This window comes from Actinoplanes sp. NPDC051861 (assembly GCF_040681145.1).
Lineage (GTDB): Bacteria > Actinomycetota > Actinomycetes > Mycobacteriales > Micromonosporaceae > Actinoplanes.
The window spans coordinates 126,472-148,815 of the sequence record NZ_JBFAYE010000014.1; the positions used below are offsets into that span (position 1 = coordinate 126,472).

Annotated in this window: 20 protein-coding genes; 7 read left to right on the plus strand and 13 right to left on the minus strand. The window is 70.9% G+C overall.

Translation table 11 applies throughout. The features are described from left to right. Both AB0M02_RS30560 and AB0M02_RS30565 read right to left on the minus strand, forming a co-directional pair. Entirely contained in the window at nt 1–1,248 is a 1,248-nt protein-coding gene (locus AB0M02_RS30560; protein ID WP_364233001.1) for a glycosyltransferase 87 family protein, read from the minus strand. Further along, entirely contained in the window at nt 1,245–3,773 is a 2,529-nt protein-coding gene (locus AB0M02_RS30565) for a bifunctional diguanylate cyclase/phosphodiesterase (protein WP_364233296.1), read from the minus strand. Before AB0M02_RS30565 ends, AB0M02_RS30560 begins: the two co-directional genes overlap by 4 nt. A gap of 438 nt (nt 3,774–4,211) precedes the next feature. Here AB0M02_RS30565 and moaC point away from each other — a divergent pair, with 438 nt between their 5' ends. Genes moaC through AB0M02_RS30585 form a run of 4 tightly spaced genes read left to right on the plus strand, consistent with a single transcriptional unit; the run spans nt 4,212 to nt 6,828 of the window. Next, nucleotides 4,212–4,703: a cyclic pyranopterin monophosphate synthase MoaC gene (gene moaC / locus AB0M02_RS30570; RefSeq protein ID WP_364233004.1), complete on the plus strand. Its 492-nt coding sequence runs from the start codon at nt 4,212–4,214 to the stop codon at nt 4,701–4,703. Continuing rightward, nucleotides 4,700–5,167, plus strand: a complete 468-nt coding sequence (locus AB0M02_RS30575) for a MogA/MoaB family molybdenum cofactor biosynthesis protein (protein ID WP_364233007.1) — start codon at nt 4,700–4,702, stop codon at nt 5,165–5,167. Before moaC ends, AB0M02_RS30575 begins: the two co-directional genes overlap by 4 nt. A 24-nt stretch (nt 5,168–5,191) precedes the next feature. Beyond that, nucleotides 5,192–6,406 carry a molybdopterin molybdotransferase MoeA gene (locus AB0M02_RS30580; RefSeq protein WP_364233010.1) on the plus strand — a complete coding sequence of 405 codons (1,215 nt, stop codon included), beginning with the start codon at nt 5,192–5,194 and terminating at the stop codon, nt 6,404–6,406. Next, nucleotides 6,406–6,828 carry a molybdenum cofactor biosynthesis protein MoaE gene (locus AB0M02_RS30585; protein ID WP_364233013.1) on the plus strand — a complete coding sequence of 141 codons (423 nt, stop codon included), beginning with the start codon at nt 6,406–6,408 and terminating at the stop codon, nt 6,826–6,828. The genes AB0M02_RS30580 and AB0M02_RS30585 overlap by 1 nt, the downstream gene beginning before the upstream one ends. Here the strand turns inward: AB0M02_RS30585 and AB0M02_RS30590 are convergent. From AB0M02_RS30590 to AB0M02_RS30605, 4 genes are all read right to left on the minus strand, one after another. Further along, nucleotides 6,825–8,108, minus strand: coding sequence for a glycosyltransferase family 87 protein (locus AB0M02_RS30590; protein WP_364233016.1), 1,284 nt, complete (start codon nt 8,106–8,108; stop codon nt 6,825–6,827). The genes AB0M02_RS30585 and AB0M02_RS30590 overlap by 4 nt on opposite strands. A gap of 146 nt (nt 8,109–8,254) precedes the next feature. Next, nucleotides 8,255–8,803, minus strand: a complete 549-nt coding sequence (locus tag AB0M02_RS30595; protein ID WP_364233018.1) for a DoxX family protein — start codon at nt 8,801–8,803, stop codon at nt 8,255–8,257. 28 nt (nt 8,804–8,831) lie between these two features. Continuing rightward, on the minus strand, nt 8,832–10,037 hold the full coding sequence (locus AB0M02_RS30600) for an ATP-binding protein (RefSeq protein WP_364233019.1): 1,206 nt from the start codon (nt 10,035–10,037) through the stop codon (nt 8,832–8,834). 81 nt (nt 10,038–10,118) lie between these two features. After that, on the minus strand, nt 10,119–10,718 hold the full coding sequence (locus AB0M02_RS30605; RefSeq protein WP_364233022.1) for a hypothetical protein: 600 nt from the start codon (nt 10,716–10,718) through the stop codon (nt 10,119–10,121). 291 nt (nt 10,719–11,009) lie between these two features. Here AB0M02_RS30605 and AB0M02_RS30610 point away from each other — a divergent pair, with 291 nt between their 5' ends. After that, nucleotides 11,010–11,489, plus strand: a complete 480-nt coding sequence (locus AB0M02_RS30610) for a hypothetical protein (protein WP_364233024.1) — start codon at nt 11,010–11,012, stop codon at nt 11,487–11,489. Here AB0M02_RS30610 and AB0M02_RS30615 read toward each other — a convergent pair. The 6 genes from AB0M02_RS30615 to AB0M02_RS30640 all read right to left on the minus strand — a co-directional run bounded on the left by AB0M02_RS30615 (nt 11,476) and on the right by AB0M02_RS30640 (nt 19,060). Beyond that, complete coding sequence (locus tag AB0M02_RS30615; RefSeq protein ID WP_364233298.1) at nt 11,476–14,721, minus strand: UvrD-helicase domain-containing protein; 3,246 nt, start codon at nt 14,719–14,721, stop codon at nt 11,476–11,478. The two genes, AB0M02_RS30610 and AB0M02_RS30615, sit on opposite strands and share 14 nt — an antisense overlap. A 65-nt stretch (nt 14,722–14,786) precedes the next feature. Further along, nucleotides 14,787–16,028, minus strand: coding sequence for a metallophosphoesterase (locus tag AB0M02_RS30620; protein ID WP_364233300.1), 1,242 nt, complete (start codon nt 16,026–16,028; stop codon nt 14,787–14,789). A gap of 183 nt (nt 16,029–16,211) precedes the next feature. Continuing rightward, entirely contained in the window at nt 16,212–16,769 is a 558-nt protein-coding gene (locus tag AB0M02_RS30625) for a hypothetical protein (protein WP_364233027.1), read from the minus strand. Nucleotides 16,770–16,802: 33 nt separating this feature from the next. Beyond that, nucleotides 16,803–17,045, minus strand: coding sequence for a MoaD/ThiS family protein (locus AB0M02_RS30630; RefSeq protein ID WP_364233029.1), 243 nt, complete (start codon nt 17,043–17,045; stop codon nt 16,803–16,805). 3 nt (nt 17,046–17,048) lie between these two features. Next, entirely contained in the window at nt 17,049–18,050 is a 1,002-nt protein-coding gene (moaA, locus tag AB0M02_RS30635) for a GTP 3',8-cyclase MoaA (protein ID WP_364233303.1), read from the minus strand. 131 nt (nt 18,051–18,181) lie between these two features. Next, nucleotides 18,182–19,060 (minus strand): fructosamine kinase family protein, encoded by an 879-nt coding sequence (locus AB0M02_RS30640; protein ID WP_364233030.1) that lies wholly within the window; start codon nt 19,058–19,060, stop codon nt 18,182–18,184. Between the two features lie 56 nt (nt 19,061–19,116). Between AB0M02_RS30640 and AB0M02_RS30645 the strand changes: the two genes are divergently transcribed. Both AB0M02_RS30645 and AB0M02_RS30650 read left to right on the plus strand, forming a co-directional pair. Continuing rightward, the gene (locus AB0M02_RS30645; RefSeq protein WP_364233032.1) at nt 19,117–19,620 is read left to right on the plus strand and encodes a GNAT family N-acetyltransferase; all 504 of its coding nucleotides are present in this window, start codon (nt 19,117–19,119) and stop codon (nt 19,618–19,620) included. A gap of 85 nt (nt 19,621–19,705) precedes the next feature. Further along, nucleotides 19,706–20,692, plus strand: coding sequence for a DUF4192 domain-containing protein (locus AB0M02_RS30650; RefSeq protein ID WP_364233035.1), 987 nt, complete (start codon nt 19,706–19,708; stop codon nt 20,690–20,692). Between the two features lies 1 nt (nt 20,693). Here AB0M02_RS30650 and AB0M02_RS30655 read toward each other — a convergent pair whose 3' ends face one another. Continuing rightward, on the minus strand, nt 20,694–22,340 hold the full coding sequence (locus AB0M02_RS30655) for an alkaline phosphatase D family protein (RefSeq protein ID WP_364233037.1): 1,647 nt from the start codon (nt 22,338–22,340) through the stop codon (nt 20,694–20,696). Nucleotides 22,341–22,344: the final 4 nt, after the last annotated feature.

Here is a 22,344-nt window from a genome sequence, read left to right on the forward strand (position 1 = left end):
TCATTGACGGTACAAGGCCGTGTCATGCCGTGGGGCCGTTGTAGCTGTGTGGTTGCTGAGTGCGGTCGCCCAGACGAGCAGGGCCGCCGGGTACAGCAGGTAGCCGAAGCGGGTGGTCGGCATCAGCAGGATCGCGGTGAGCAGGCCGTACCCGCAGAACAGCGCGGCCGTGGCGGCGGAGCGGGGCGGCCGGCGGAGCAGCAGCAGGCCGATCACCGCGGCGGCGGCGACCAGGAGGCCGGCGGCGATGACGCGGCCACCGGGGAGTGACTGGGCGATCAGGTAGCCGGGGAACGGTGACTGGGCGGGGCTGGTGACGAGCCCGTGCCCGAGCGGGAACCGCAGCACGTTCTCGACGAGCGCGTCGGGATCGGCCAGCAACGGTGGCAGCAGGGCGAGCAGGGGCAGGCCGAGGGCGGGCGGGAGGAAGCGGCGCCAGTTGCCGGTGGTGACGGCGAGTACGGCCAGGACCGCGAGCACCGGTAGAGCGAAGAGTTTGCAGGCGGCCGCGGCGCCGATCGCGGCGCCCGACCAGCCGTAGCGGCCGGCGCCGGCGAGGGCCAGGGCGAGCAGGCAGAGAGCGAGCACCGGGATGTCGTCGCCGCCGGTGGCGAGCGTCAAGGCGGTCACCGGAAGAACGGTGGCCGCCTGAATTGCCCGTACACGAGAAGACCGAGAGGAACGCAGAAGCGTGACCGCCGCACCCAGCGCGACCACCGTCGTGATCGCGAACCAGATCCGGGCGTCTGTCCACCAGTGCTCGCCGGCCACCGCGCGGGGCAGCCCGAAGATCGCCATCCCCGGCTGATAGGGCCGGTAGCCGAGGAGCCGCTCGTCGAGAGGGATCGCGGCGATCTCCGCCCGGCTCAGATAGGGCGTGCCGCTGTGCAGGAGCGACTCGCCCATGTGCTCGACGACGACCACCTCCTCCTGGGCCCGGTCGGTACGCCCGTTGGCACGCTGCACCGCCTGGATCACCAGCGGAAGCAGGACGACCGCCGCATAGGTGGCCCAGGCCAGGAGCGCCCGACCGGCCGGCCGGCGCAGCACGAGCTGTGTCGTCACGATCAGCGCCGCCACGAGATAGCCCCAGGCCGCGACGGCACCCCACGCGCGATGCGGCAGCAGCGTCGAGGAGAGTGCTGTGAGCAGGGCGAACGCGGCGGAGATGAGGTACAGCCCGAGGTCGGCGGCGAGCCCTCCGGCGGCCCGGTCGATGCGTACGAGCAGGCCGCGGGTCTTCGTCACGCGGGCAAGTGTGGCAGAGACGCGCGCCCCCCGCCCGAGGGCTTGCGGGCCGGTAGCCGCACCACGGAGCCGGCGTCGTAGAGGGGCGTGGCCAGCACACCGGGCTGTCCGCCGGAGCCGCGCTGGAGGACGGCGAGGAAGCGCGCCGCCGAGTACGGCCGGGCGAACAGGTGGCCCTGACCGGCGAGACAGCCGAGCTCCCACAGGGTGCGTCGCTGCGGCTCGCTCTCCACACCCTCGGCGACGACCGTGAGGTGCAGGTTCCGGGCGAGGTGCACCGTCGTACGAATAACCGCGGCCGCCTCGGCAGACGTCTCGACCGCCGCCACGAACTCGCGATCGATCTTCAACTGGTGAACCGGGATCCGGGACAGCACCGACAGCGACGACACCCCCGTGCCGAAGTCGTCGATCGCGAGTCGCACCCCGGCGTTGCGCAGCTCAGCGAGTGCCCGCTCCACCACGTCCAGCTGGCTGATGGTGAGCGTCTCGGTGAGTTCCAGCACCAACCGGTTCGCCGGAACGTCGTGCCGGGCCAGCCGGGACAGCACCGCCCCCGGGAACTTCGCGTCGAGCAGGCTGCGCGGCGACACGTTGACCGCGACGGGCAGGTCGAATCCCGCCTCCCGCCAGGTCTGCATGGCGATCAGCGACTGTTCGAGCACCGCGTCGGCGAACGCCGGCAGCTGGCCGGAGCGCTCCACGGTCTCCAGGAACTGCACCGGGCTGAGACTGCCCTGGTCCGGGTGGTGCCAGCGGGCCAGCGCCTCGGCCGCGACCACCTCGCCGCTGCCCAGGTCGACGATCGGCTGGAAGTCCACAGTGAACTCGTGTTCGGCGACCGCGCGGCGCAGCTCGCCGGTGAGCATGAGCCGTTCCAGGTCGGCGGTGTCCCGGGCGTGCGCGTAGACGACGGTCTGCTCGTTGGAGCGTTTCGCCTGATACATCGCGATGTCGGCGCGGCGCATCAGTTCCTCCACGCTGCCCGTGCCGGCCGCCAGGGCGATGCCACCGGCCGCCTCGACGGTGATCTGCATGCCCTCGACGTCGATACCGCCGTCGAGCCCGGCGAGGATGCCGCTGGCCCGGTGGTTCGCGAGGGCGGGGGTGGGCAGGCCGCTGAGCAGCACGGCGAACTCGTCACCACCCAGCCGTGCCACCAGGTCGCCGGGCGCTGCCGCGTCGCGCAGCCGTGCCGCCACCTCGCGCAACACGTGGTCACCCGCAGCGTGGCCGAGCGTGTCGTTTACCTCTTTGAAGTGGTTGAGGTCGATCAGCAGCAGCGCGAACAGGCCCTCCTGCCCGGTGGCCTGGAAGAGCTCGCCCGCGCGGTCGTAGAGACGGCGGCGGTTGGCGAGCCCGGTGAGCGGGTCGTGCGCGGCGGCGTGTGCGTTCTCCTCGGCGATGCGGGCGAGTTCGGCGTACGCCTGAGCGTTGCGAACAGCCGTGCACAGCGCGGAGGCGAAGGTACGCAGCTTGTACTGCTCGAATTCGGTCAGCCGCACCGCACCGCCGAACCGCAGCCGCAGCACGCCCACGCGGATGCTGCCGTCGTGGGTGACGAGGTCGATCACTGTCTCCTCGGCGGGCCTCGGCTCGGTGGCGAGCGGCCCGTCCTCGAGCACCTGCGCCTCGGTGGCCCGGACTGTGCGGCCGGCTCCGTCGGCGGGCAGGTCGATCGCCGCCTCCGCCGCGGAGAAGATCTGAGCGGCCCGGATGGTGGCCGAGTGCAGAACCTTCGTGAGGTCCACCGCGTTCAGCTCGTCGGTGGCCTTGGCGAGGCGCTGCCAGGACTCCCGTTCCTCACGGGTCCGGACGCTGCGGGACTGCCACAGGTGCATGCAAACCACAACGAGCGGGACGAACAGCAGAAGCAACGTGTTCGCCCCGGTGAACAGCACGCCGACCACCAGCAGGGCGGCGGCCAGTTCGCCGAGGTAGCAGATCGCCTTCTCGATCCAGTTGTGCAGGACGACCTGCTGGATCTTTCCGCCGGTGGCGACCGCGACCACGGGGGCGTAGACGAGGTGGTCGACGGTCACCAGCGTGATCAGGGCGATCGTGATCGCGGCCACCGGGAACGGCGGGTCGACGATCTGCGGATGGACGCTGAAGGCCAGGAACACGACGGCGGCCGCGCCGGTGGTCAGCGCCTCCTTGGCGACGGCGAACAGCGTCTTCTGCAGGCCGCGCCGCTCGGCGCAGCGCAGGACGGCCATCGAGGCGACCGCGGTGAACACCACCCACGGCGCGGGGAGCAGTGACAGTCCGATCAGGACCGGGATCTCGCCCCAGTTGTTGCTGGCGTGGCTGTCACGGACCCGGACGTAGACACGGACCCGGTTGGCGAGAAGGACACCACCGGCGAGCACCGCCAGAGCCAGCGGGTGCGGCATCGGCACCGGCCTGGTCAGCGCGAAGACCGCGAATCCGGCAGTTGCGGAGAATCCCAGAACGACGACGAGACCGATGAGCAGCCTGAGCTGCCGATCGGTCACGTTGTGGTCGTCGCTGTTTCGAGACATCGCTTCCTTGTCGTTGCCGAGCGCGATCGGATCGTCGCTCAAGGCACAAGGTAATTCAAATGCATCAGTCTGTGCACTGACAGATTTCAGAGCCACTCAAGCCCGCGCATGGCGATTCCTCCATTTTGGTCGATGGCTTCCGGTATGTCCTGCTCAGTCCGTCGCGACAGGACGTACGTTAGGCGCAATGGAGTGTCGGTTTCCAGTAGATCGTGTCGGTATGCGCATAATGCGGGAATCGGATGAAGATCCGTTACCGACCGTTCCTCAATGGCGACGCAATGCGATGGGAATTGCTTCATCGAAACCTGTTATTCGGAGCCGCCGCAATGCATCTGACCAGTGCCGGAAGCATGACGGCTGCTTGTGGACAAAGTGTGAAGGCAATACGGCTGAGATGCGAACGCGGCGGCCTCGAGCGCTCTATAAGCTCCCGGTATGCCCCAGGAATTCCAGCTGACTCACGTCGACGAGACCGGCGCCGCGCGCATGGTCGACGTGTCGGCCAAGGAGGTGAGCGACCGGCGAGCGGTCGCCGCCGGTCGCGTGCACACCACCGCCGAGGTCATCGATCTGTTGCGGCGGGACGGCCTGCCGAAGGGTGACGCGCTCGCCGTGGCCCGGCTGGCGGGGATCATGGGCGCCAAGCGCACCCCGGACCTCATCCCGCTGTGTCACCCGATCGGGCTGCACGGTGTCACCGTGGAGTTGACACCGGGTGACACCACGGTGGAGATCGTCGCGACCACCAAGACCGCCGACCGGACCGGCGTGGAGATGGAGGCGCTCACGGCCGTCGCCACCGCCGGGCTGGCGATGATCGACATGATCAAGGCGGTGGACCCGGCGGCCAGCCTGGAAGCGGTCCGCGTTCTGCGCAAGCAGGGTGGGAAGACCGGAGATTGGGTACGTCCGGACGACCGCCCATGAGAGCCCGCGTGATCGTCGCGTCGAACCGGGCCGCGGCCGGTGTCTACGCCGACACCAGCGGACCCCGCCTCGTCGCGGGTCTGCGGGAACTCGGCTGTGAGGTGGCCGACCCGGTGGTCGTGCCGGACGGCGAACCGGTCGCCGAGGCCCTGCGCGCCGCCGTCGCCGACGGGATCGACGTGGTGCTGACCAGCGGCGGAACCGGCGTCACCCCGACCGACCGGACCCCGGAGGCGACCCGGGGGCTGCTCGACTTCGAGATACCGGGCATCGCCGAGGCGATTCGGGCGTACAGCCGGGACAGGGTTCCGGCGGCCGCGCTGTCCCGAGGGCTGGCCGGCGTCGCGGGCCGGACGCTGATCGTCAACCTGCCCGGTTCGACCGGCGGAGCCAAGGACGGTCTTGCGGTGCTCGGGCCGCTGCTGGCGCACACCGTGGACCAGATCCGCGGGGGAGATCACTGAACGGCACGGCGATAGGCTTCGCCGGTGACCGAGTTGACCCCCGTGGACTGGGAACAGGCGCGCACTCTCGCATATCGGGCGGGCTTGAGTTCCCGCACCGGCACCGAGAGCGTTCCGCTCGCCGAGGCGGACGGGCGCGCACTCGCCGCGCCGTTGCGTGCGCTCACCGACCTGCCCGCGTTCCCCACCTCGAGCATCGACGGCTGGGCGGTGCGCGGCGCCGGTCCGTGGCGCCAGGTCGGCCGGGTGCTGGCCGGCGGCACACCGCCGCCGCTCGCCGAGGACGGCACCTGCGTGGAGATCGCCACCGGTGCGATGGTGCCGGACGGCGCGGCGGCCCTCATCCGGGTCGAGGAATCCAAGACCGACAGCGACGGGCTGGTCTCCGGGGAGCCGCGCCCGGCCGCCGAGTGGCGCCTTCCGGGCGAGGAAGCCGCGCGCGGCGAGGAACTGCTGCCGGCCGGGACGGCCGTCGACCCAGCGGTGATCGGCATGGCGGCAACCTGCGGCTATGAGGCTTTAGAGGTACGCGTGGAGCCGCGCGCCGCCCTCCTCGTCTTCGGCGACGAACTCCTCACCGCCGGCCCGCCCGGACACGGCCGGGTGCGCGACTCGCTCGGCCCTCAGGTCCCCGGCTGGCTGCGCCGCTACGGCGCGACGGTCGACAGCGTCACCGGCCCGGTCAAGGACACGCTCGACGCCCACCTGGACGCGCTGCGCACCGCCCTGGAGACGGCCGACCTGGTCTGCACCACCGGCGGCACGATGCGCGGTCCCGTCGACCACCTGCACCCGGCGCTGGCCGAACTCGGCGCCGACTACATCGTCAACACCGTCGCCGTACGTCCCGGCTTCCCGATGCTGCTGGCCCGCATCCCCGGCGCCGACGGACGGCCGCGCTTCCTGGCCGGCCTGCCCGGCAACCCGCAGTCCGCGGTGATCGCCCTCGTCACGCTCGTCGCCCCGCTGCTGGCCGGCCTCCGCGGCCGCCCGCGGCCGCCGCTGACCGAGGTCGAGGTCACAGCGCCGGTCCCGGGCCGCGGCGCCTTCACCCACCTGGCCCTGGCGACCCTCGACGCCACCGGCCGCGCCGCCGCACCGGCGGGTCACGTCGGCTCGGCCATGCTGCGCGGTCTGGCCAACTCGCACGGGTTCGCGGTGGTCCGGCCCGGCAGCCAGGCGGTGGCCGGGGATCTGGTTCCGTTTCTGTCCCTTCCGTTGATTCCTGGGGAGCGCTGATGGGTCGGGTGGTTCGGGTCGCGGTGGTCGACGAGACCCTGGATCTGGCGGCGCACGAGGCGGCGGTGGCCGACCCGCGCGCGGGGGCGGTGGTCTCGTTCCAAGGGGTGGTGCGGGATCACGATCACGGGCGTGGGGTGACGTTGCTGGAGTACGAAGGGCATCCGAGTGCCGCGGATGTGCTTCGGGAGGTGGCCGAGGAGATCGCGAAGGATCCGGCGGTCTACGCGGTGGCGGTTTCACACCGGGTGGGGACGCTGGGGATCGGGGATGTCGCGCTGGTGGCTTCGGTGAGCACGGCTCATCGGGGGGCGGCGTTCGAGGCTTGTGGGCGGCTTGTGGATGAGGCGAAGGCTCGGCTGCCGATCTGGAAGCGGCAGGTCTTTCAGGACGGGTCCGAGGAGTGGGTCAACTGCCCCTAACCCTCTCGGGGGACCGGGATGGCCACCGGCCTTCGGAGCGGGCGGGGGATCGGGATCGCCGGTGCGCAGCCGTGGCGCCACGGCAGCGCGTTCACCAGCAGGATCAGGACAAAGGCGACCCCGTTCCACGGCTGACTCACCGACGGCCCCGCGACCAGCAGGACGAAGCCGAGGAGCGCGGCCACCCCCATACCCGCGCCTGTGTGACGGAGCACCCGGGGAACCCGGACATCCCTGCGACGCCGGACTGCCGTGTCGGCGAGGATCAGGACCGCGGGGAGCAGCCAAATCGTCTCGGCGGGGGCGGTTACCGGGCCGGCGGCGGCCGCGGTCAGGGCGATCAGGGTGAAGGCGGCGATCTCGTCGCCGTCGGTGTGTGCGGATCGGGCTCGGATCAGGCCGACGGCCAGCAGCAGGACGGCGAAGGGGAGCCAGACCAGGATCGGCGGGGCGGGGTAGCCGTACAGGCGGGCCAGCAGGCCGGCCAGGGACTGGTTGCCGGGGTCGCTGATCGGTGCGGCACGGTCGAGTTCCCAGAGGGTGGCGCCGAACCAGGTGAGGGTCTCGTCGGGGGCCAGCAGCAGGGCGCTGAGGGTCACGGCGGTGGCGGTCGCCAGGGCGGTGGAGGCGGCGCGTCGCTGCCGGGTGATCAGCAGGTAGACGATGAACAGGACCGGTGCCGCGGACAGTGCGGTGGCCAGGCCCGTGCCGATGCCCGCCCAGCCGCCGCCGGACCAGAAACGGCGCAGGCGATTGGTGGGGTGGGAAGGGGCCGGCCACCAGGTGGCTCGGCTGCGTGCCCGGGCGGCCCGGCGCAGCGCGATCAGGTCGGCCACGACCAGGCCGAAGAGAAGCAGGTCGGTCCGGCCGAGGCCGATCGCGGCGTGTACCGGGGTGGTGAGCATGGCCAGGGCGGAGAGGGCCAGGACGACGGTGGTGCGGCGGTGGCCGTAGCGGCGGGCGACCGGTCCGGCCAGCACGACGAGGGCCAGCAGGAGCGCGGTGACGCCGGCGAGGGCCAGCAGCCAGCCGGCCAGGCGCAGCGGAAGCAGCGTCAGGGGCGCGAGCAGGAGCGCCAGTGCCGGGGAGAGTGCGGCGCCGGCTTGAGTGCCGGGCATTCGGTACGCGTAAAGACTGTCCCCGCCCAGCCAGCCCCGGATCGCCTCCAACTCGATGGCGAGCGTGCTCAACTCGTACCGTTGCAATGAAAAGCCGACGACGCCGATGGTGGCGAATCCCAGCAGCGCAGCACGAAGCGCACTCTTGTCGATTTCCGGCATGAAACGACCCCCGTCTCGTCCCCGGTACCCGGATAGCAGAAGCCGGATAGCAAAGGGCGGGAACGGCGTGCGGAAGCGAGCTTAGAAGGCGCAGACCGACCGCGCGGCCCCTCGTCCGCTTTAACGCAAAGGCCGCTTATAGGTTGTTATCTGGACAAAGGGAGCTTCCGGGCGGCGGTGGCGGAGAGCGCGGCGATCTTCGCGTCCCGCTTGGCCGTGCGCACCGCGCGCCGCACCGATCGCTGCGAGCGGTCCACGGCATGGGTGGTCCGGTACCGCAGGTTGGGCCGTCCCTCGGTGTCCGCGGCGGCCAGCAGCAACCCACCGAGCAGGCCCAGGTTCTTGAGGAAGTGGGTCTGCTGGTTGGCCCGCTCCTCCTTGGGCGCGGACCAGAACGGGTGGCCGGCGTACGTGGTCGGGATCAGGCCGACCGCCAGCACCGCCGCGGCGGGCCGGGTGAAACGCCCGGTTGCCAGCGCGAGCCCGGCGACGACGTCGGTCACGGCCTTCACCCGGACCAGCGTCTCCGGGTCGGTGGGCAGGCGCGGATCGGTCCGTTCGAGCAGCGGGCCCACCCGGTCGGTGACCCGGCGTGCGGCCTCGACGCGTCCCCCGGGGCGAATCAGCACACGAACCCCGCTGATCACGAAGATCGAGGCGAGCATGGCACGGGCGGCGCTGCGAACGGGCTTCATGAACTTCGTTATACCCGCAGTGGCCGCGTCATACCGGTTGCGTTCTGAGGTACCTGCCGAAGTGCGGGACGGTGAAGGCGACCGTGCCGCGCTCACCGGAGTAGATGAGTCCTTTTTTGATCAGTGCGTCGCGTGCCGGGGAGAGGCTGGCCGGCTTGCGCCCCAGTGAGGTGGCGATGTCCGAGGTCGGCACCGCGGCGTCCATGTCGTTGCCCGGGTCGTTGGAGAGCGCCGCCATCGCTCGCATGTACTCCCGCTCGGCCGGGGTGGCCCGCTCGAACCGGGAGCCGAAGAAGCCGACCGCCAGCTCGCTCTCCGCCTCGGGGGCCGCCACCGACACGTCGTCCGCGGTGATCGGCGTCTGCGGGGCGTGGTCCCAGGTCGCCTTTCCGTACGCCTGAACAAAGTACGGATAACCGCCGGACTTCTCATACAGCAGGTCGAGCGCCTCCTGGTCGTAGTCGACGCCCTCCCGCTCGGCCGGCACGCCCAGCGCCAGATCCGCCGCGTCCCGGTCCAATCTGTCGATCCGCTGATAACGGAAGAGGCGCTCGGAATACGACTTCGCCGCCGACAGCACCGCCGGCAGGTGCGGGAGACCGGCACCCACCACGATCAGCGGCGCGCCGAGCTGGGACAGCTCGTGGCAGGCCGCGCAGAGCGCCGACACGTCGGTGGCGCTCAGGTCCTGCATCTCGTCGATGAACAGCGCGATCCCGGTGCCGACGTCGGTCGCCAGCGAGGCGGCGTCGGTGAAGAGCTCGACCAGGTCGATCTCGATGTCACCGGAGTCGGCACGGCCGCGTGCCGGCGGGACGTCGATGCCGGGCGTCCAGCGGTCCCGGATCTTGGAGTTGGCGTCGTTGGCGCGCAGCGCGAACGCCTTGAGCACGCCGAGCACCTCGTCGACCCGGTCCGGGTCGCGGTGGTGCGGGGCCAGCTCACGGATCGCCATGTGCAGCGCGCCGGAGACCGGGCGGCGCAGCGACTGGTCGGGGCGCGCCTCTATCTTGCCGGTGCCCCAGAGACGGCCGATCGCCGCCGAGCGCAGGGTGTTGAGCAGCACCGTCTTGCCGACGCCGCGCAGACCGGTGAGCACCAGGCTGCGCTCCGGGCGGCCGCGGGCCACCCGTTCCAGGACGACGTCGAAAGCGTCCAGCTCACGGCTGCGACCGGCCAGCTCGGGCGGGCGCTGGCCGGCGCCGGGAGCGTACGGGTTCCGCACCGGATCCATGGCGTAGCACAGTATCGGGCCATCTAGCGTGAACGCTAGAGTTCGGTCGATTAATCGCTCTACGGGTGTCTAGCAAATTGGCTAGACAGGCCCATACTCTTTGAGGCACAGCACGAAGTCCACGTCGTCGTACTCGGTGTCGTAGTAGTACCACTTGGTGTAACCGGTCACCTTGGCGCACTTGCTCATGGCGTCCTTCTCACCGGTGGTGCGGCCGTCGATGCGCTTGAGCACCTCGAACGTGTTCGCCGCGCACACCACGACCCGCAGTTTCGGCTCGGTGTTGCTGCCCTCGTTGCGGACGCACTGGCCCTTCACCGCGAACCGGGCGTCCTCGCTGGCCTGCGGGCGGGGCGCGATCACCGCACCGGTCGTGGTGGGCGTGGCCGCCGGGGTCGCCGCCTTCTCCTCCCGGCCGAACAGGAACCAGGCGGTGGTGGCCAGACCGCCGCCGACCAGCACGCTCAGCACCGCGACGACGGCACCCATCGCGAAACCGCGGCGGGCAGGCTGCGGCGGACCCCAGGACGGGGCGGCCGGAGCGTACGGCTGGTGCGGTATCTGCGGGGGCGGGCTCCAGGAGGACTCGTGGCCGTGCCAGGGGTCGGACGGCTCCGAATACGGCTCCTCGGGGGTCCCACCCGGCCACGGCTGACCGGAGTGCGGCCCGTTCTGCGACATCGGGTCCCTCCTTCGCTGCGTGCCACGGTATCGTGCGGCCCTGATTCCGGCCGTGCCGGAATCGCGGGTAGGAAACGTGCAGTTGCCTCGGAGGGTTACGTTCCGGTGATCGCGGCGCTTGTCTTCGGTTCGGCGGCGGCCGCGTTCGTGCCGCTCGTGGCCTACCGGCTGGCGGTGCCTTACGGCACACCGCCGCGTTCAGGTTGCGGTGATTGCGGCGAGACCTTCCCAGGATGGGTACGCGCCGGAGCACCCTGCCGCTGTCGCGGAGTTCGCGGCTGGATCGGTCCGGTGGCCGCGTCCGCCACGGCGGCCGGCGTGCTGGCGGCGGCGCTCGGCCCGGTTCCACGGTTGCCGGTCCTGCTCGTCGCCGCGGTGCTCGGAGTGCTGCTCGCGGTGATCGACATGCGCTGCCTGCGGTTACCGGATCCGCTGGTCGGGGCGCTGGCACTCAGCGCGGGAGTTCCACTGGCGCTGCTGGAGCCCGGCCGGATCACCACGGCGCTGGTCGCCGCCGGTTACCTGGGCATTGCGATGCTGCCGGGCCGCGGACTCGGGCTCGGTGACGTGAAACTGGGTGCGGTGCTGGCGTTCCTGCTCGGGTTCGGTGGGTTCCCGGCGGTGATCGTCGGGCTGGGTGCGGCCCACCTGATCAACGGAGTGGTGGCGGGATGGCTCCTGATCAGCGGGCGGGCCCGTCGCGGACGGGGTCTCCCGTTCGGCCCGGCACTGCTGGCCGGAGCCCTGATCGGACTGGTTACAGCAGCCTGAGCTGCCGGTCCTTGGGGCGGGCCGGTGCCGCCTCGCCCAGCCGCTCGAACAACCCGGAGTCGATCACGTCGAGGAACGGGGTCGGCGCCTGCTCCCGCTCGCTGCCGTGCCGCGACCGCTTCGCCGAGTGGCTGACGTAGAGCCGGTCCTGCGCCCGGGTCAGTCCGACGAAGAACAGCCGCCGCTCCTCGGCGATCTCGTCGTCGGTCGGCGTCGAGCCCGGCCACCGCAGCGGCAGCAGTCCGTCCTCGCAGCCGACCAGGAAGACCACCGGGAACTCCAGGCCCTTCGCGGCGTGCAGGGTGAGCAGGTTGACCGCCTCGGCCCGTGGGTCAAGGGCGTCCACCTCGGCGCCGGTGGCCAGTTGCTGCAGGAACAGCGAGAGGTCGTCGCCGACTCGCTGGGCCAGCGGTGTCAGCAGGTCGGCGGCTGCCCAGACGTCCTCGGGTGCGATCTGGTCACCGTCCAGAGTCGGTGCCGAGTACCGCTGGGCGAGCACCTGCGCGGCGAGCTTGACCCGGGCCGCGAGCGAACCGCCCAGACCGCCGGCGTGCCGCAGTTCGCGGGCGATGACCTGAACGCCCGTGCGGTCGCGCAGCCGGTTGTGCGAGCGCTTCTGCACCGGGATGCCGGCACGGGAGAGCGCTTCGACGATCGGGCCGGACTGCGCGTCGGTTCGGTACAGCACCGCGATGTCCGAAAATGACAAGTTCTCGACGGCGGTGGCGCGGGAGTCGACCCGGCCGGAGTCGAGCGAGCGGTGCGAGAGGCCGCCGACCATCTCGTCGATCGTGCGAACCACGAAGTCGGCCTCGTCGGTGACGCTGCGAGCCGGGTAGCGGCCGACCAGCGCGGCCTCCGGGTCGAGCCGGGCCGGATCCAGGCGCCGGCCGCTCACCAGCGACGACGGCGCGATGGCCTGCACCGCGGCGGCCAGGATCGGGGCCGACGACCGGTAGTTGCGGGTCAGCCGTACGAGCCGGGCGTCCACGAAGTCGGCGTTGAAGCGGAGGAAGTAGCGCACGTCGGCGCCACGGAACGAGTAGATCGCCTGGTCCGGGTCGCCGATCGCGCACAGGTTGCCGTCGGCCGGGCTGAGCAGTCGCAGCAGCTCGTACTGGAGATCGTCGACGTCCTGGTACTCGTCGACGAAGATCCACTGCCACCGCCGGCGGTACTTCTCGACCAGCGCCGGATCCTCGCGCAGCAGCGCCACCGGCACGCTGATCAGGTCGTCGAGGTCCACCAGGTCCTGCTGGCGGAGCAGCTTGCGGTACGCCGAGTCGTCGTCACCCGCCTGCTCGCGCGCCTGAGCCTGCTCCTGCTCGTCGGCGATCCGCCAGCCCGAGCCGAGTCCGGCAGCCTTGGCGTTCTCCTTCAGCACGGTCAGGCCGAGCGAGTGGAACGTACCGACGGTGATGTCCTCGGCCACGTCGCCGAGCAGCGCCTCGAGCCGTTCCTTCAGCTCGGCCGCGGCCCGCCGGGTGAACGTGATCGCGAGGCAGCGCTCGGGGAAGACACCGAGTTCGGCACAGAGGTACGCGATCCGGTGGGTCAGGGTGCGGGTCTTGCCCGTGCCGGGGCCGGCGACGATGAGCAGCGGACCGCCCGGTGCCGACGCGGCCACCCGCTGCATGGCGTCGAGCCGGTCGAGCAGCCCGGTGCCGACCTCCTCCATCCCGGCCAGCATCGGCTCGAACGGCTCGTGCGGGCTGGGCGGCGGTGCCAGCGGTGGCGGGGCGGGCTTCTGCCTGGCTTTCGGCTTCGGCTTGGCCGCGCCCGGCTTCGCCGCACCCGAGCCTGCCGGAAAGGCGTCTCCGGCGGAGACCGGCCTGGACCCGGGGAAAGGCGCGGACCCGGGGATCGGCGCGGAACCGGTGGCCCGCGCGGAACCAGCGGCCGGCGGAGCGGACCGTGCCGGCTGCGGTGTCGCGGCCGGGAAGTCGAACAGCGTCTCCACCTGCGGCGCGCTGTTCCGGTTACGGAGTTCACCCGGGTCGAACAGGGTGATCACGCCGTACTCACCGTCGTACCCCGGAACCCGCCGCACGTCCCCGCGGCGCAGCCGGGTGATCGCCTCGCGCAGCTCCTCGCCGCCGGCCTTGCCGATCTCCTCGACCGGGATCTTGCGCAGGATGTCGAGCTCCGAGCCGAGCGTGGCGACCAGGTGGTTGAGCTGGGCCTCCACGGTCTTCGACTTCGGGCCGACGCCGTGAATCTCCCCGATGATCTCGTGCAGCTGGATCAGGTGCTCGACGCGCATGTCCTTCCGGAAGCCGGCTGGGCGGTCGGCCAGGTCCTCGACCCGGCTCAACACGCCGACGGTCAGCGGGCGCCCGCACTCGGGGCAGCGGCCGCCGGCCTCCCGGGTGCGCGACGGCTCCCAGTTCACGCCGCAGGCACGGTGGCCGTCGGCGTGGTACTTGCCCTCCTCGGGGAAGAACTCAAGCGTCCCGGCCAGGCCGGTGCCGTCCTTGACCGCGTAGTAGTCCGGCACGCCGGTGAACAGCGTCGCCTCCCGGGCCAGCGCGGCCGGGGAGTGCGCGTCGGAGTTCGACACGAGGCGGTAGCGGTCGAGCGAGGAGACACGCCAGTTCATCTCCGGGTCGGAGGAGAGGCCCGTTTCCACAGCGGTGACGTGGTCGGCCAGGTCGGCGTAGCAGTCGGCGATCGCGTCGAAGCCGGACTTGGAGCCGAGCGCGGAGAACCACGGGGTCCAGATGTGCGCGGGGATCAGGTATCCACCGGACTCGAGCGTGATCTCGAGCAGGTCGCGCGAGTCCAGGCCGAGGATCGGGCGGCCGTCGGCGGTCAGGTTCCCGATCCGGGCGAGCGCAGTGTTGATCTTGCTGACCGACTCGAAGTCGGGGGCGTACAGAAGGTGGTGGACCTTGCGGGTGCGGTCGTCCCGCTTGTAGATCGTGGAGATCTCGACGCTGAGCATGAATCGCGCCGGCACCGTGGCGCTCAGTGAGCCGGGCAGCCGCTTGGTCACGGGCGTCTCGTCGGCCAGCCGGAACAGGCCGGGCTCGGCGGGTTCGAGGCTCTCCCGGAGGTGCTCGAACCACGCCGGGTGGGTGAAGTCGCCGGTGCCGAGCAGGCTGATGCCCTTGCGCCGCGCCCACCAGGCGAGGTTGGGCAGCGTCAGGTCGCGGCTGCAGGCTCGCGAATAACGCGAGTGAATGTGGAGGTCCGCGACATATGCATCCGCGGTGACCTCCACGCTCAGCATCCTGTCACGGCTGCTGTCGCCCTCACGAGTCGCCACGCTCAAACACACTTACCGATCTTGATGGGTTATGCCACACGCAATTCGATGACCGTGACCTGCGGGGGCGCACCGACCCGGACCGGTGGCCCCCAGAAGCCGGCGCCGTTGGTCACGTACACCGGTACGCCGTCCACGTTTCCGAAGCCGGAGACTACCGGTTGCTGCAGCTTGACGAGGTAGTTGAACGGGACCATCTGGCCGCCGTGCGTGTGCCCGGAGACCTGGAGATCGACGCCGTAGGGCGCCGCCTCGACCGCGGCCAGCGGCTGGTGCGCCATCAGGACGACGGGGCGGGCCCTGTCGCGGTCGCCCAGCGTACGGGCGAAGTCGGGGCCGTCGTCGAACTCCTCACCGTTCAGGTCGTTGACGCCCGCGAGGTCCAGCCCGTTGATCTCCACACGCTCGTTGCGCAGCGGACGCATCCCGAGCCGGGCGACCTCCTCGACCCATTCCTGGTGCCCGGAGTAGTACTCATGGTTCCCGGTCACGAAGTAGGCACCCTGCCGCGACTCGATGCCGGCCAGCGGCGCCGCGAACTTACCCAGCTCGGCGACGCTGCCGTCGACCAGGTCGCCGACGACGCAGACCATGTCCGCGTCGACCGAGTTGATCACCTGGACGATGCGCTTGGCGTGGTCGACACCGGTCAGCGGCCCGATGTGAATGTCGGAGACGACCGCGAGGCGGGTGCCGTCCATGGCGCGCGGCAGCTTCGCGAGCGGGATCTGCACACGGTCGATCTGCGGTGCACTGGTCGCGGTCCGCACCCCGTAGCCGGTAACGCTCGCCGCGGTCAGCCCGGCGAAGATCGCCGCACCCCTGGCGAGCAGCAGCCGCCGGTCGATCCCGTCGTCAGACGCACCGTTCTCGCCGGGCTCGGGCTTCTCGTCGGGCTCCGGCTTCTCATCGGCCACGTCGATGGCTGCCGCGGACGATCCGGCCTGCGCGGCGGTGACTTTCTCCTTATCGGTACGCCCGGCGCGCACCCACAGCAGGTTGACGACGAGTCGCGGAATCTCCAGAGCGACGAGTGCCACCAACAGGTAGAACATCAGCGCGATCCACAGATAACCCGGCCACGACAGCCACTTGAAGTAGCCGGCGCGCACCCCGATCAGCGTCAGCGGAACCAGCACCCCGAGCGCCACCGCCAGCGCCGTCCCGACCCTGCGCCCCCGCCCCGGCCGCAGGGTGTCGCGCACCAGCCGCTTCCACAGGTAGTAGTGGATCAAGCCGATGACCAGCAGGACCACCGCTACGAAGCCCAACACAGAAACCCTCCCCCAACGGCCGTTCCCAGCCGAGCCCGCACCAGCTTGCCGCCACAAGTGTCCCCGACCCGGTGGGGTCCTCCGTGCTGTCTCTCTCAGCCCTGTCTCAGCATCGCTGTGCAGTCTCCGCGCCTCTCCTCGATCGCCGAAACACCCGGGAGAGGGATCACCAGCGGTCGGTCAGGCAGGAGGTGACGCAGACGGCCAGCGATCGGTCAGAAAGGACGCCACGAGGGCGGCGTGCGAGAGCGGGCTGGAGGTGTCCGCCGGGTCGCCGTTGGTGGTGTAGTCGAGCAGGACAAGGTCGCTGTATCCCCGCAGCCTCACGACCAGGTCCGGCACTCGGTGTTCGAGCATCCAGCGATAGGCCGGGAGGTAGATCCGCCGCCGAGCCTCCTCATAACCGAGCAGATGAGCGCCGTCGGGGCCGGCACGGTGACCGCGGACCGCGCCGTGGCGGCGGGTCGTGCGTTTCAGTCCTGTCATCGTGGTCACCGCCAGTTTCGACGGGTCGACGTCGGTGTTCTCGAAGACCTTCAGTGCCTGCCACACGCCCTCGACGGAAGCGCTGACCGCGCCCGGCGACAGCGGCACGGGAATGCCGCCGTGCGGATAGAACGGGCTCAGCCGAACCCACGGCTCCGGCCCCCGCGACGTCACGTCGATGATCGTCGCCTGCGGGAATTGCGCCCGGACCGACTCGGGTTTCCGTCGCCGACTGGCGACTCTCACCTGCATGACCCGATGCTGCCGGAGGGGTACGACAAAAAGTCAGCCGCCGGCGAAGGGCGGAAGCACGTCGATGGTCGCGCCCTCCGGCAGGGCGGCGGCGCGGTCATGGCAGGTCAGGCCGTCGACCAGGAAGCTGGCGGCCTTCAGCACGAGGCCGAGCCGCTCGCCGTGCCGGTCCACCAGCAGCTGCGTCAGGTCGTGAAGGGTGGCCGCCTCGACCTCCTCCGACGACGTCCCGTTCGCGGCGGCGCGGGCGCCCGCGAAGTAGCGCACGGTGAGCACGCCTCAGCCTCCGATCGCGGACATGGGGCGGGCGGGCTGGAGGAACGTGGGGTCGTCGATGCCGTGGCCGGCTCGCTTGCCGCGCATGGCGCCCCGCCACGCCTCGGCGATGTCGGTGTCCGGGGCGTCGTCGCGGACCAGCTTGCGCAGGTCGCTCTCCTCGGTGGCGAAGAGGCAGTTGCGCACCTGACCGTCGGCGGTGAGGCGGGTCCGGTCGCAGTCGCCGCAGAACGGCCGGGTCACGCTGGCGATCACGCCGACGCGGGCGGGACGGCCGGCGGCGTCCACGTGCCCCGGGACCAGCCAGGTCTCGGCCGGCGCCGTTCCACGTGAAACATCATCGGGCTGGAGATCGAAGGGTTCGAGGGCGGCGAGGATCTCCGATGCGGTGACCATCTCGTGGCGGTCCCACTGGTGCTGGGCGTCGAGCGGCATCTGCTCGATGAAGCGCAGTTGATATCCGTGGTCCAGCGCGAACCGCAGCAGCGCCGCCGCCTCGTCGTCGTTGACCCCGCGCATCAGGACGGTATTGATCTTCACGGGGGTCAGCCCGGCCGCGACCGACGCCCGGAGGCCGGCCAGGACGTCGGCGTGCCGGTCACGTCGGGTGAGGGTGTGGAAGCGTCCGGGGTCGAGCGTGTCGAGGGAGACGTTCACCCGATCGAGGCCGGCCTCGCGCAGCGGGAGTGCCAGCCGGTCGAGCCCGATGCCGTTCGTCGTGACGGAGAGCCGGGGGCGCGGGGAGAGGCGGGCGGCCTCCGCGACGATGCCGACCAGGCCGCGGCGGATCAGCGGCTCGCCACCGGTGAACCGGACCTCGGTGACGCCCAGCTGCTCGACCGCGATCCGGACCAGCCGGTTGACCTCGGCGTCGGTGAGCTGCTCGGGCTGCGGCATCCAGGCCAGCCCTTCGGCGGGCATGCAATACGTGCAGCGCAGATTGCACCGGTCGGTCAGCGACACGCGCAGATCGGTGGCGACACGGCCGAAGCGGTCGACGAGCATCGTCACCGTCGGCACCCCATGGATCTCCTGAAGAGGCTCACAGATCGAATCTAGCCGCTGACAGCGCTCATCGCCGTTATGCATATCGCCCTGTGGACCATGGGCCCGGGGAATAGGGACCAACAGCGGGGTCAGGAGAGGGATACCGCGTCGGCGGCCGCGCGGACCGCGCCGCGGTAACCGCCGCCGAAGGCAGCGGTGTGTACCAGGAGGAGATGCAGCTGGTGCAGCGGAACGCGCGAGCGCCACCCGGCGGCCAGCGGCCACACCTCCTGGTAAGCGCCGAGGATCACGTCCAGGAACGGTGTGCCGCCGAACAGCGCCAGTGTCGCGAGGTCCGTCTCCCGGTGGCCACCCTGCGCGGCCGGGTCCACGAGCCAGGCGCGCCCGTCGGCGGCCCAGAGCACGTTCCCGGGCCACAGGTCACCGTGGATCCGCGACGGCGGTTCGCTTTCGTCGTACCCCTCAAGGGTTTTGATGATCTGGGAGATGAGCGTGACGTCATCGCCGGAGAGTGCGCCCCGATCAGCCGAGGTCTTGACGAACGGAAGCAGGCGCCGTTCCGCGAACCAGGGCCCCCACCTGCCCGAAGTCAGAGTGCTGTCCAGCGGCAGCGGCCCGATCCAGCCCGGCATGGCGGCGCCGAAGGCGTCGGCGCCGCTGCGGTGCAACCCGGCCAGGCCACGCCCGAACTCCTCCGCGGCCCGGCGCGTCGGCTCACCCGGCTGGACCCACTCCATCGCCAGCAGCGACGGGAGGGCCACCAGCACCTCCGGAACCGGAACCGCGCCGGCCGACCGGAGCCAGGCCAGACCGGCCGCCTCCGCGACGAACATGCCGTCCGGTGCCGGATCGGAGGGCCACGTCTTGGCGAAGATCGAAGCGCCGTCGTCCAGGGTCAGACGGCTCGCGGCGCAGACGCCGCCACTCACCGGCGTCTCACGAATCCGCTGATGAGTCAGAAATGTCGGTAGATGCTCCGGGTGAGTGCGCAGGTACGCCAGGTCCACACGGTTATCTTGCGCTTCCGGTGACGCACCTCCCACTTTGAGGGCAAGATGGCGACATGACCCCTGTGGCCGTGCGTTCGTACCGCCCGAGTGACCACTCCGCGGGCCGTCGTCTGTGGGCGGAGCTGACCAGGCAGCACAACGAGATGTACGGCGAGCACAGCGACGACGGCGGAGCAGGGTTCGAGGAATATCTGACCAGGCTGGACCTGTCCGGCCTGTGGGTCGCGGACCACGCCGACGACGGGGTCATCGGGATGGTCGGGCTCATCATCCGCGGTCGTGCCGGTGAGGTCGACCCGATCGTCGTGACCATCGGGCACCGGCACAAGGGTGTCGGACGGCTGTTGCTGCAGCACGTGGCGGCCGAGGCCAAGAAGCGGAACATGACGTCGCTGACGATCTCGCCGGAGTCCCGCAACGTCGAGGCGATCCGCAGTCTGCACGCGGCGGGCTACGACGTGGTCACCTCGATCGAGCTCACCATGGACCTGGAACGGCACACCCAGCCGTGGCACCAGGAGGGCCTGGAGCTGCACGAACTTCCGTTCCGCTCGTAGCGCCCCTGTGGACGGACCGGCGTGTCGTCCACAGCCCCGAAGGACGGCACGCGAACGCGGACCGGCACCGGCCACGCTGCCCCGCATGGCAACCTCCCTGCTCATCCGCAACTCGTCCGAACTCATCGCCGCGGTGCCCTACGTCCTGGGCTTCCACCCGGTGGACAGCGTCGCCGTGGTCGGCTTCAACGGCCGCAGTCTCCATTTCGCGGGCCGCTACGACCTGCCCCCGCCCGACTGCGACGTCGACGACTTCGCGGCGGAGAACGCCAGGGTCGTCGCCCGGCAGGATCTCGACTTCGCCATGGTGGTCGGATACGGCCCGCCCGAACGGGTCACGCCGGCGGCGCTGAGCCTGGCGGACGCGTTGACGCGTACGGGCCTGCGCGTCGCCGACGTCATGCGGGTGACCGACGGCCGATGGTGGTCCTACGGCTGCGACGACCCGCGGTGCTGCCCGGCCGAGGGCACGCCGTGCCTGCCCGGGGACAGCGTGATCGCGGCCGAGGCGACGTATCACGGCAAGGTGGCCCTCCCCAGCCGGCGTGACCTGGTCGCACAGGTGGCGGCGGTGACCGGCGAGCCCCGGGAGCGGATGGCCACGGCGACCGAGCGGGCCCGCAAGCGGTTCACCGACCTGCTCGCCGCCGACCAGCGGCACGGCCGGTCGATCCGCCGGGCCGGCCGCGGAGCGGTGCGTGATGCCGAGAAGCGATATCGGGCCGGCCGGCCGCTCACCGACGACGAGGTTGCCTGGCTGGGTGTGCTGCTGGTCGACAGCGCGGTGCAGGACTACGCGCTGGACCGCACCGGCACGGACGAGTGGCGGGTCAGGCTCTGGACCGACGTGCTGCGCCGGGCCGAACCGGCGCATGTGGCGGCGCCCGCCTGCATGCTCGCCTTTGCCGCCTGGCGTCTCGGAGCCGGACCGCTGGCCCTGGTCGCGCTCGAACGCGCGCTCAAGCAGGAGCCGGGCCACGAGCTCGCCGGGATGCTGCACGACATGATCCGGCACGGGATCGGTCCGCAGATGGTGGAGCGGGACGGCGACCGTGGCCGCCGTCCCCGATGAATCACGGCCGCGCGGTCTCCTGCTCGACGGTCGCGGCGCCGAGGTCCGCCGGGGCGGATCGCAGCGTCGCGGCCGGCGTCGGGTTGTCCGCGACCTGCTGCAGTCCCGGCACCCGGTCCTCGATCACGAAGGAGGCGCGGGTGTGTGCCGCGGCGCCCGGCGTCGTGACGTACGGCAGGACCACGAAGTCGGCGGTCAGCGAGTCCTTGGCGATCCGGGTCCGTACGTAACCGCGCTGGTTGTTGTAGAAGCGCAGGTGCGGGTTCCACGCCGCCCACGAGTGCTGCCCGGTCGGCACGTCCGCGCCGTTGCCGCCCGACGTGATCGACGAGCAGACCAGCTCGGTGCCGACGGTCTTCGAGGTCGGGTCGTCGTAGTCGAGCTTGAGATCGTCGGCCCAGTGCGCGTGCACGTCACCGGTGAGCACGACCGGGTTGCGCACGCCCGCGTCGACCCAGCCGCGGGTGATCCGGTCCCGGGATCCCTGGTACCCGTCCCAGGAGTCCATGCTGAGCACCTTCTGCGGGCCGGAGTTGTTGTCCCGCTGTCCGAAGAAGACCTGCTGGCCGAGGATGTCCCAGCGGGCGGTCGACCGGTGGAAGCCGTCCAGCAGCCAGGCCTCCTGCTCGGCGCCGGTGATGCTGCGCGCCGGGTCGTACGCCGCCGGGCAGTCCTTGTACCCGTCGCCGCAGCCCTGGTCGTCGCGGTACTGCCGGGTGTCGAGCATGTGGAACGTGGCCAGCCGCCCCCAGTGCAGTCGGCGGTACAACTGCATGTCGATGCCCTTCGGCACCGAGGTGCGGCGCAGCGGCATGTTCTCGTAGTACGCCTGGAACGCCGCCGCCCGCCGGGCCAGGAAGTTCGGGTCGGCCGCCTCGGGCACCTCGTCGGCCCAGTTGTTCTCGGTCTCGTGGTCGTCCCAGACCACCGCCCACGGCGCCACGGCGTGCGCCGCCTGCAGGTCCGGGTCGGTCTTGTACTGCGCGTGCCGCTGACGGTAGTTGGCCAGCGTCACCGTCTCGGGACCCTCGTGGTCGCGCGGGTTGCCACCCGGGATGTTGTAGACGTCCGGCGCGTACTCGTACTGGTAGTCGCCCAGGTGCAGGATCAGCTCCGGCTGGTCCTCGGCCAACCGCCGGTACGCCGTGAAGTACCCGTGCTCGAACTGGGAACAGGAGACGAAGGCCATCGCCAGCGAACCGCCGGAGGCCCAGCGCGCCGGAGACGTCCGGGTCCGGCCCACCGGCGAGATGTAACGCTCGGCGCGGAAGCGGTAGAAGAACTCCCGGTCCGGCGAGAGGCCGTTCAGTTCCACGTGGACACTGTGCGCGCGGTCCGCCCGCGCCACCGCCACGCCACGGCGGACCACCTTGCGGAAGCGCTCGTCGGCGGCGAGTTCCCAGGCCACCGGCACGTTCCGGGCGGGCATGCCACCGAGGCCGTCCTCGGCGAGCGGACTGACGGCCAGTCGGGTCCAGAGGACGAAACCGTCATGGTCGGGGTCGCCGGACGCGACGCCCAGGGTGAACGGGTCAGATTTCAGCGGGCCACGGTACGGCGAGGCGGTGGCCGCCACCGGCCAGATCGTGGCGGCTCCGGCGGCTCCCACAGCGGAGCTCAACAGCAGGGTTCGACGCGAGATCGACATATCT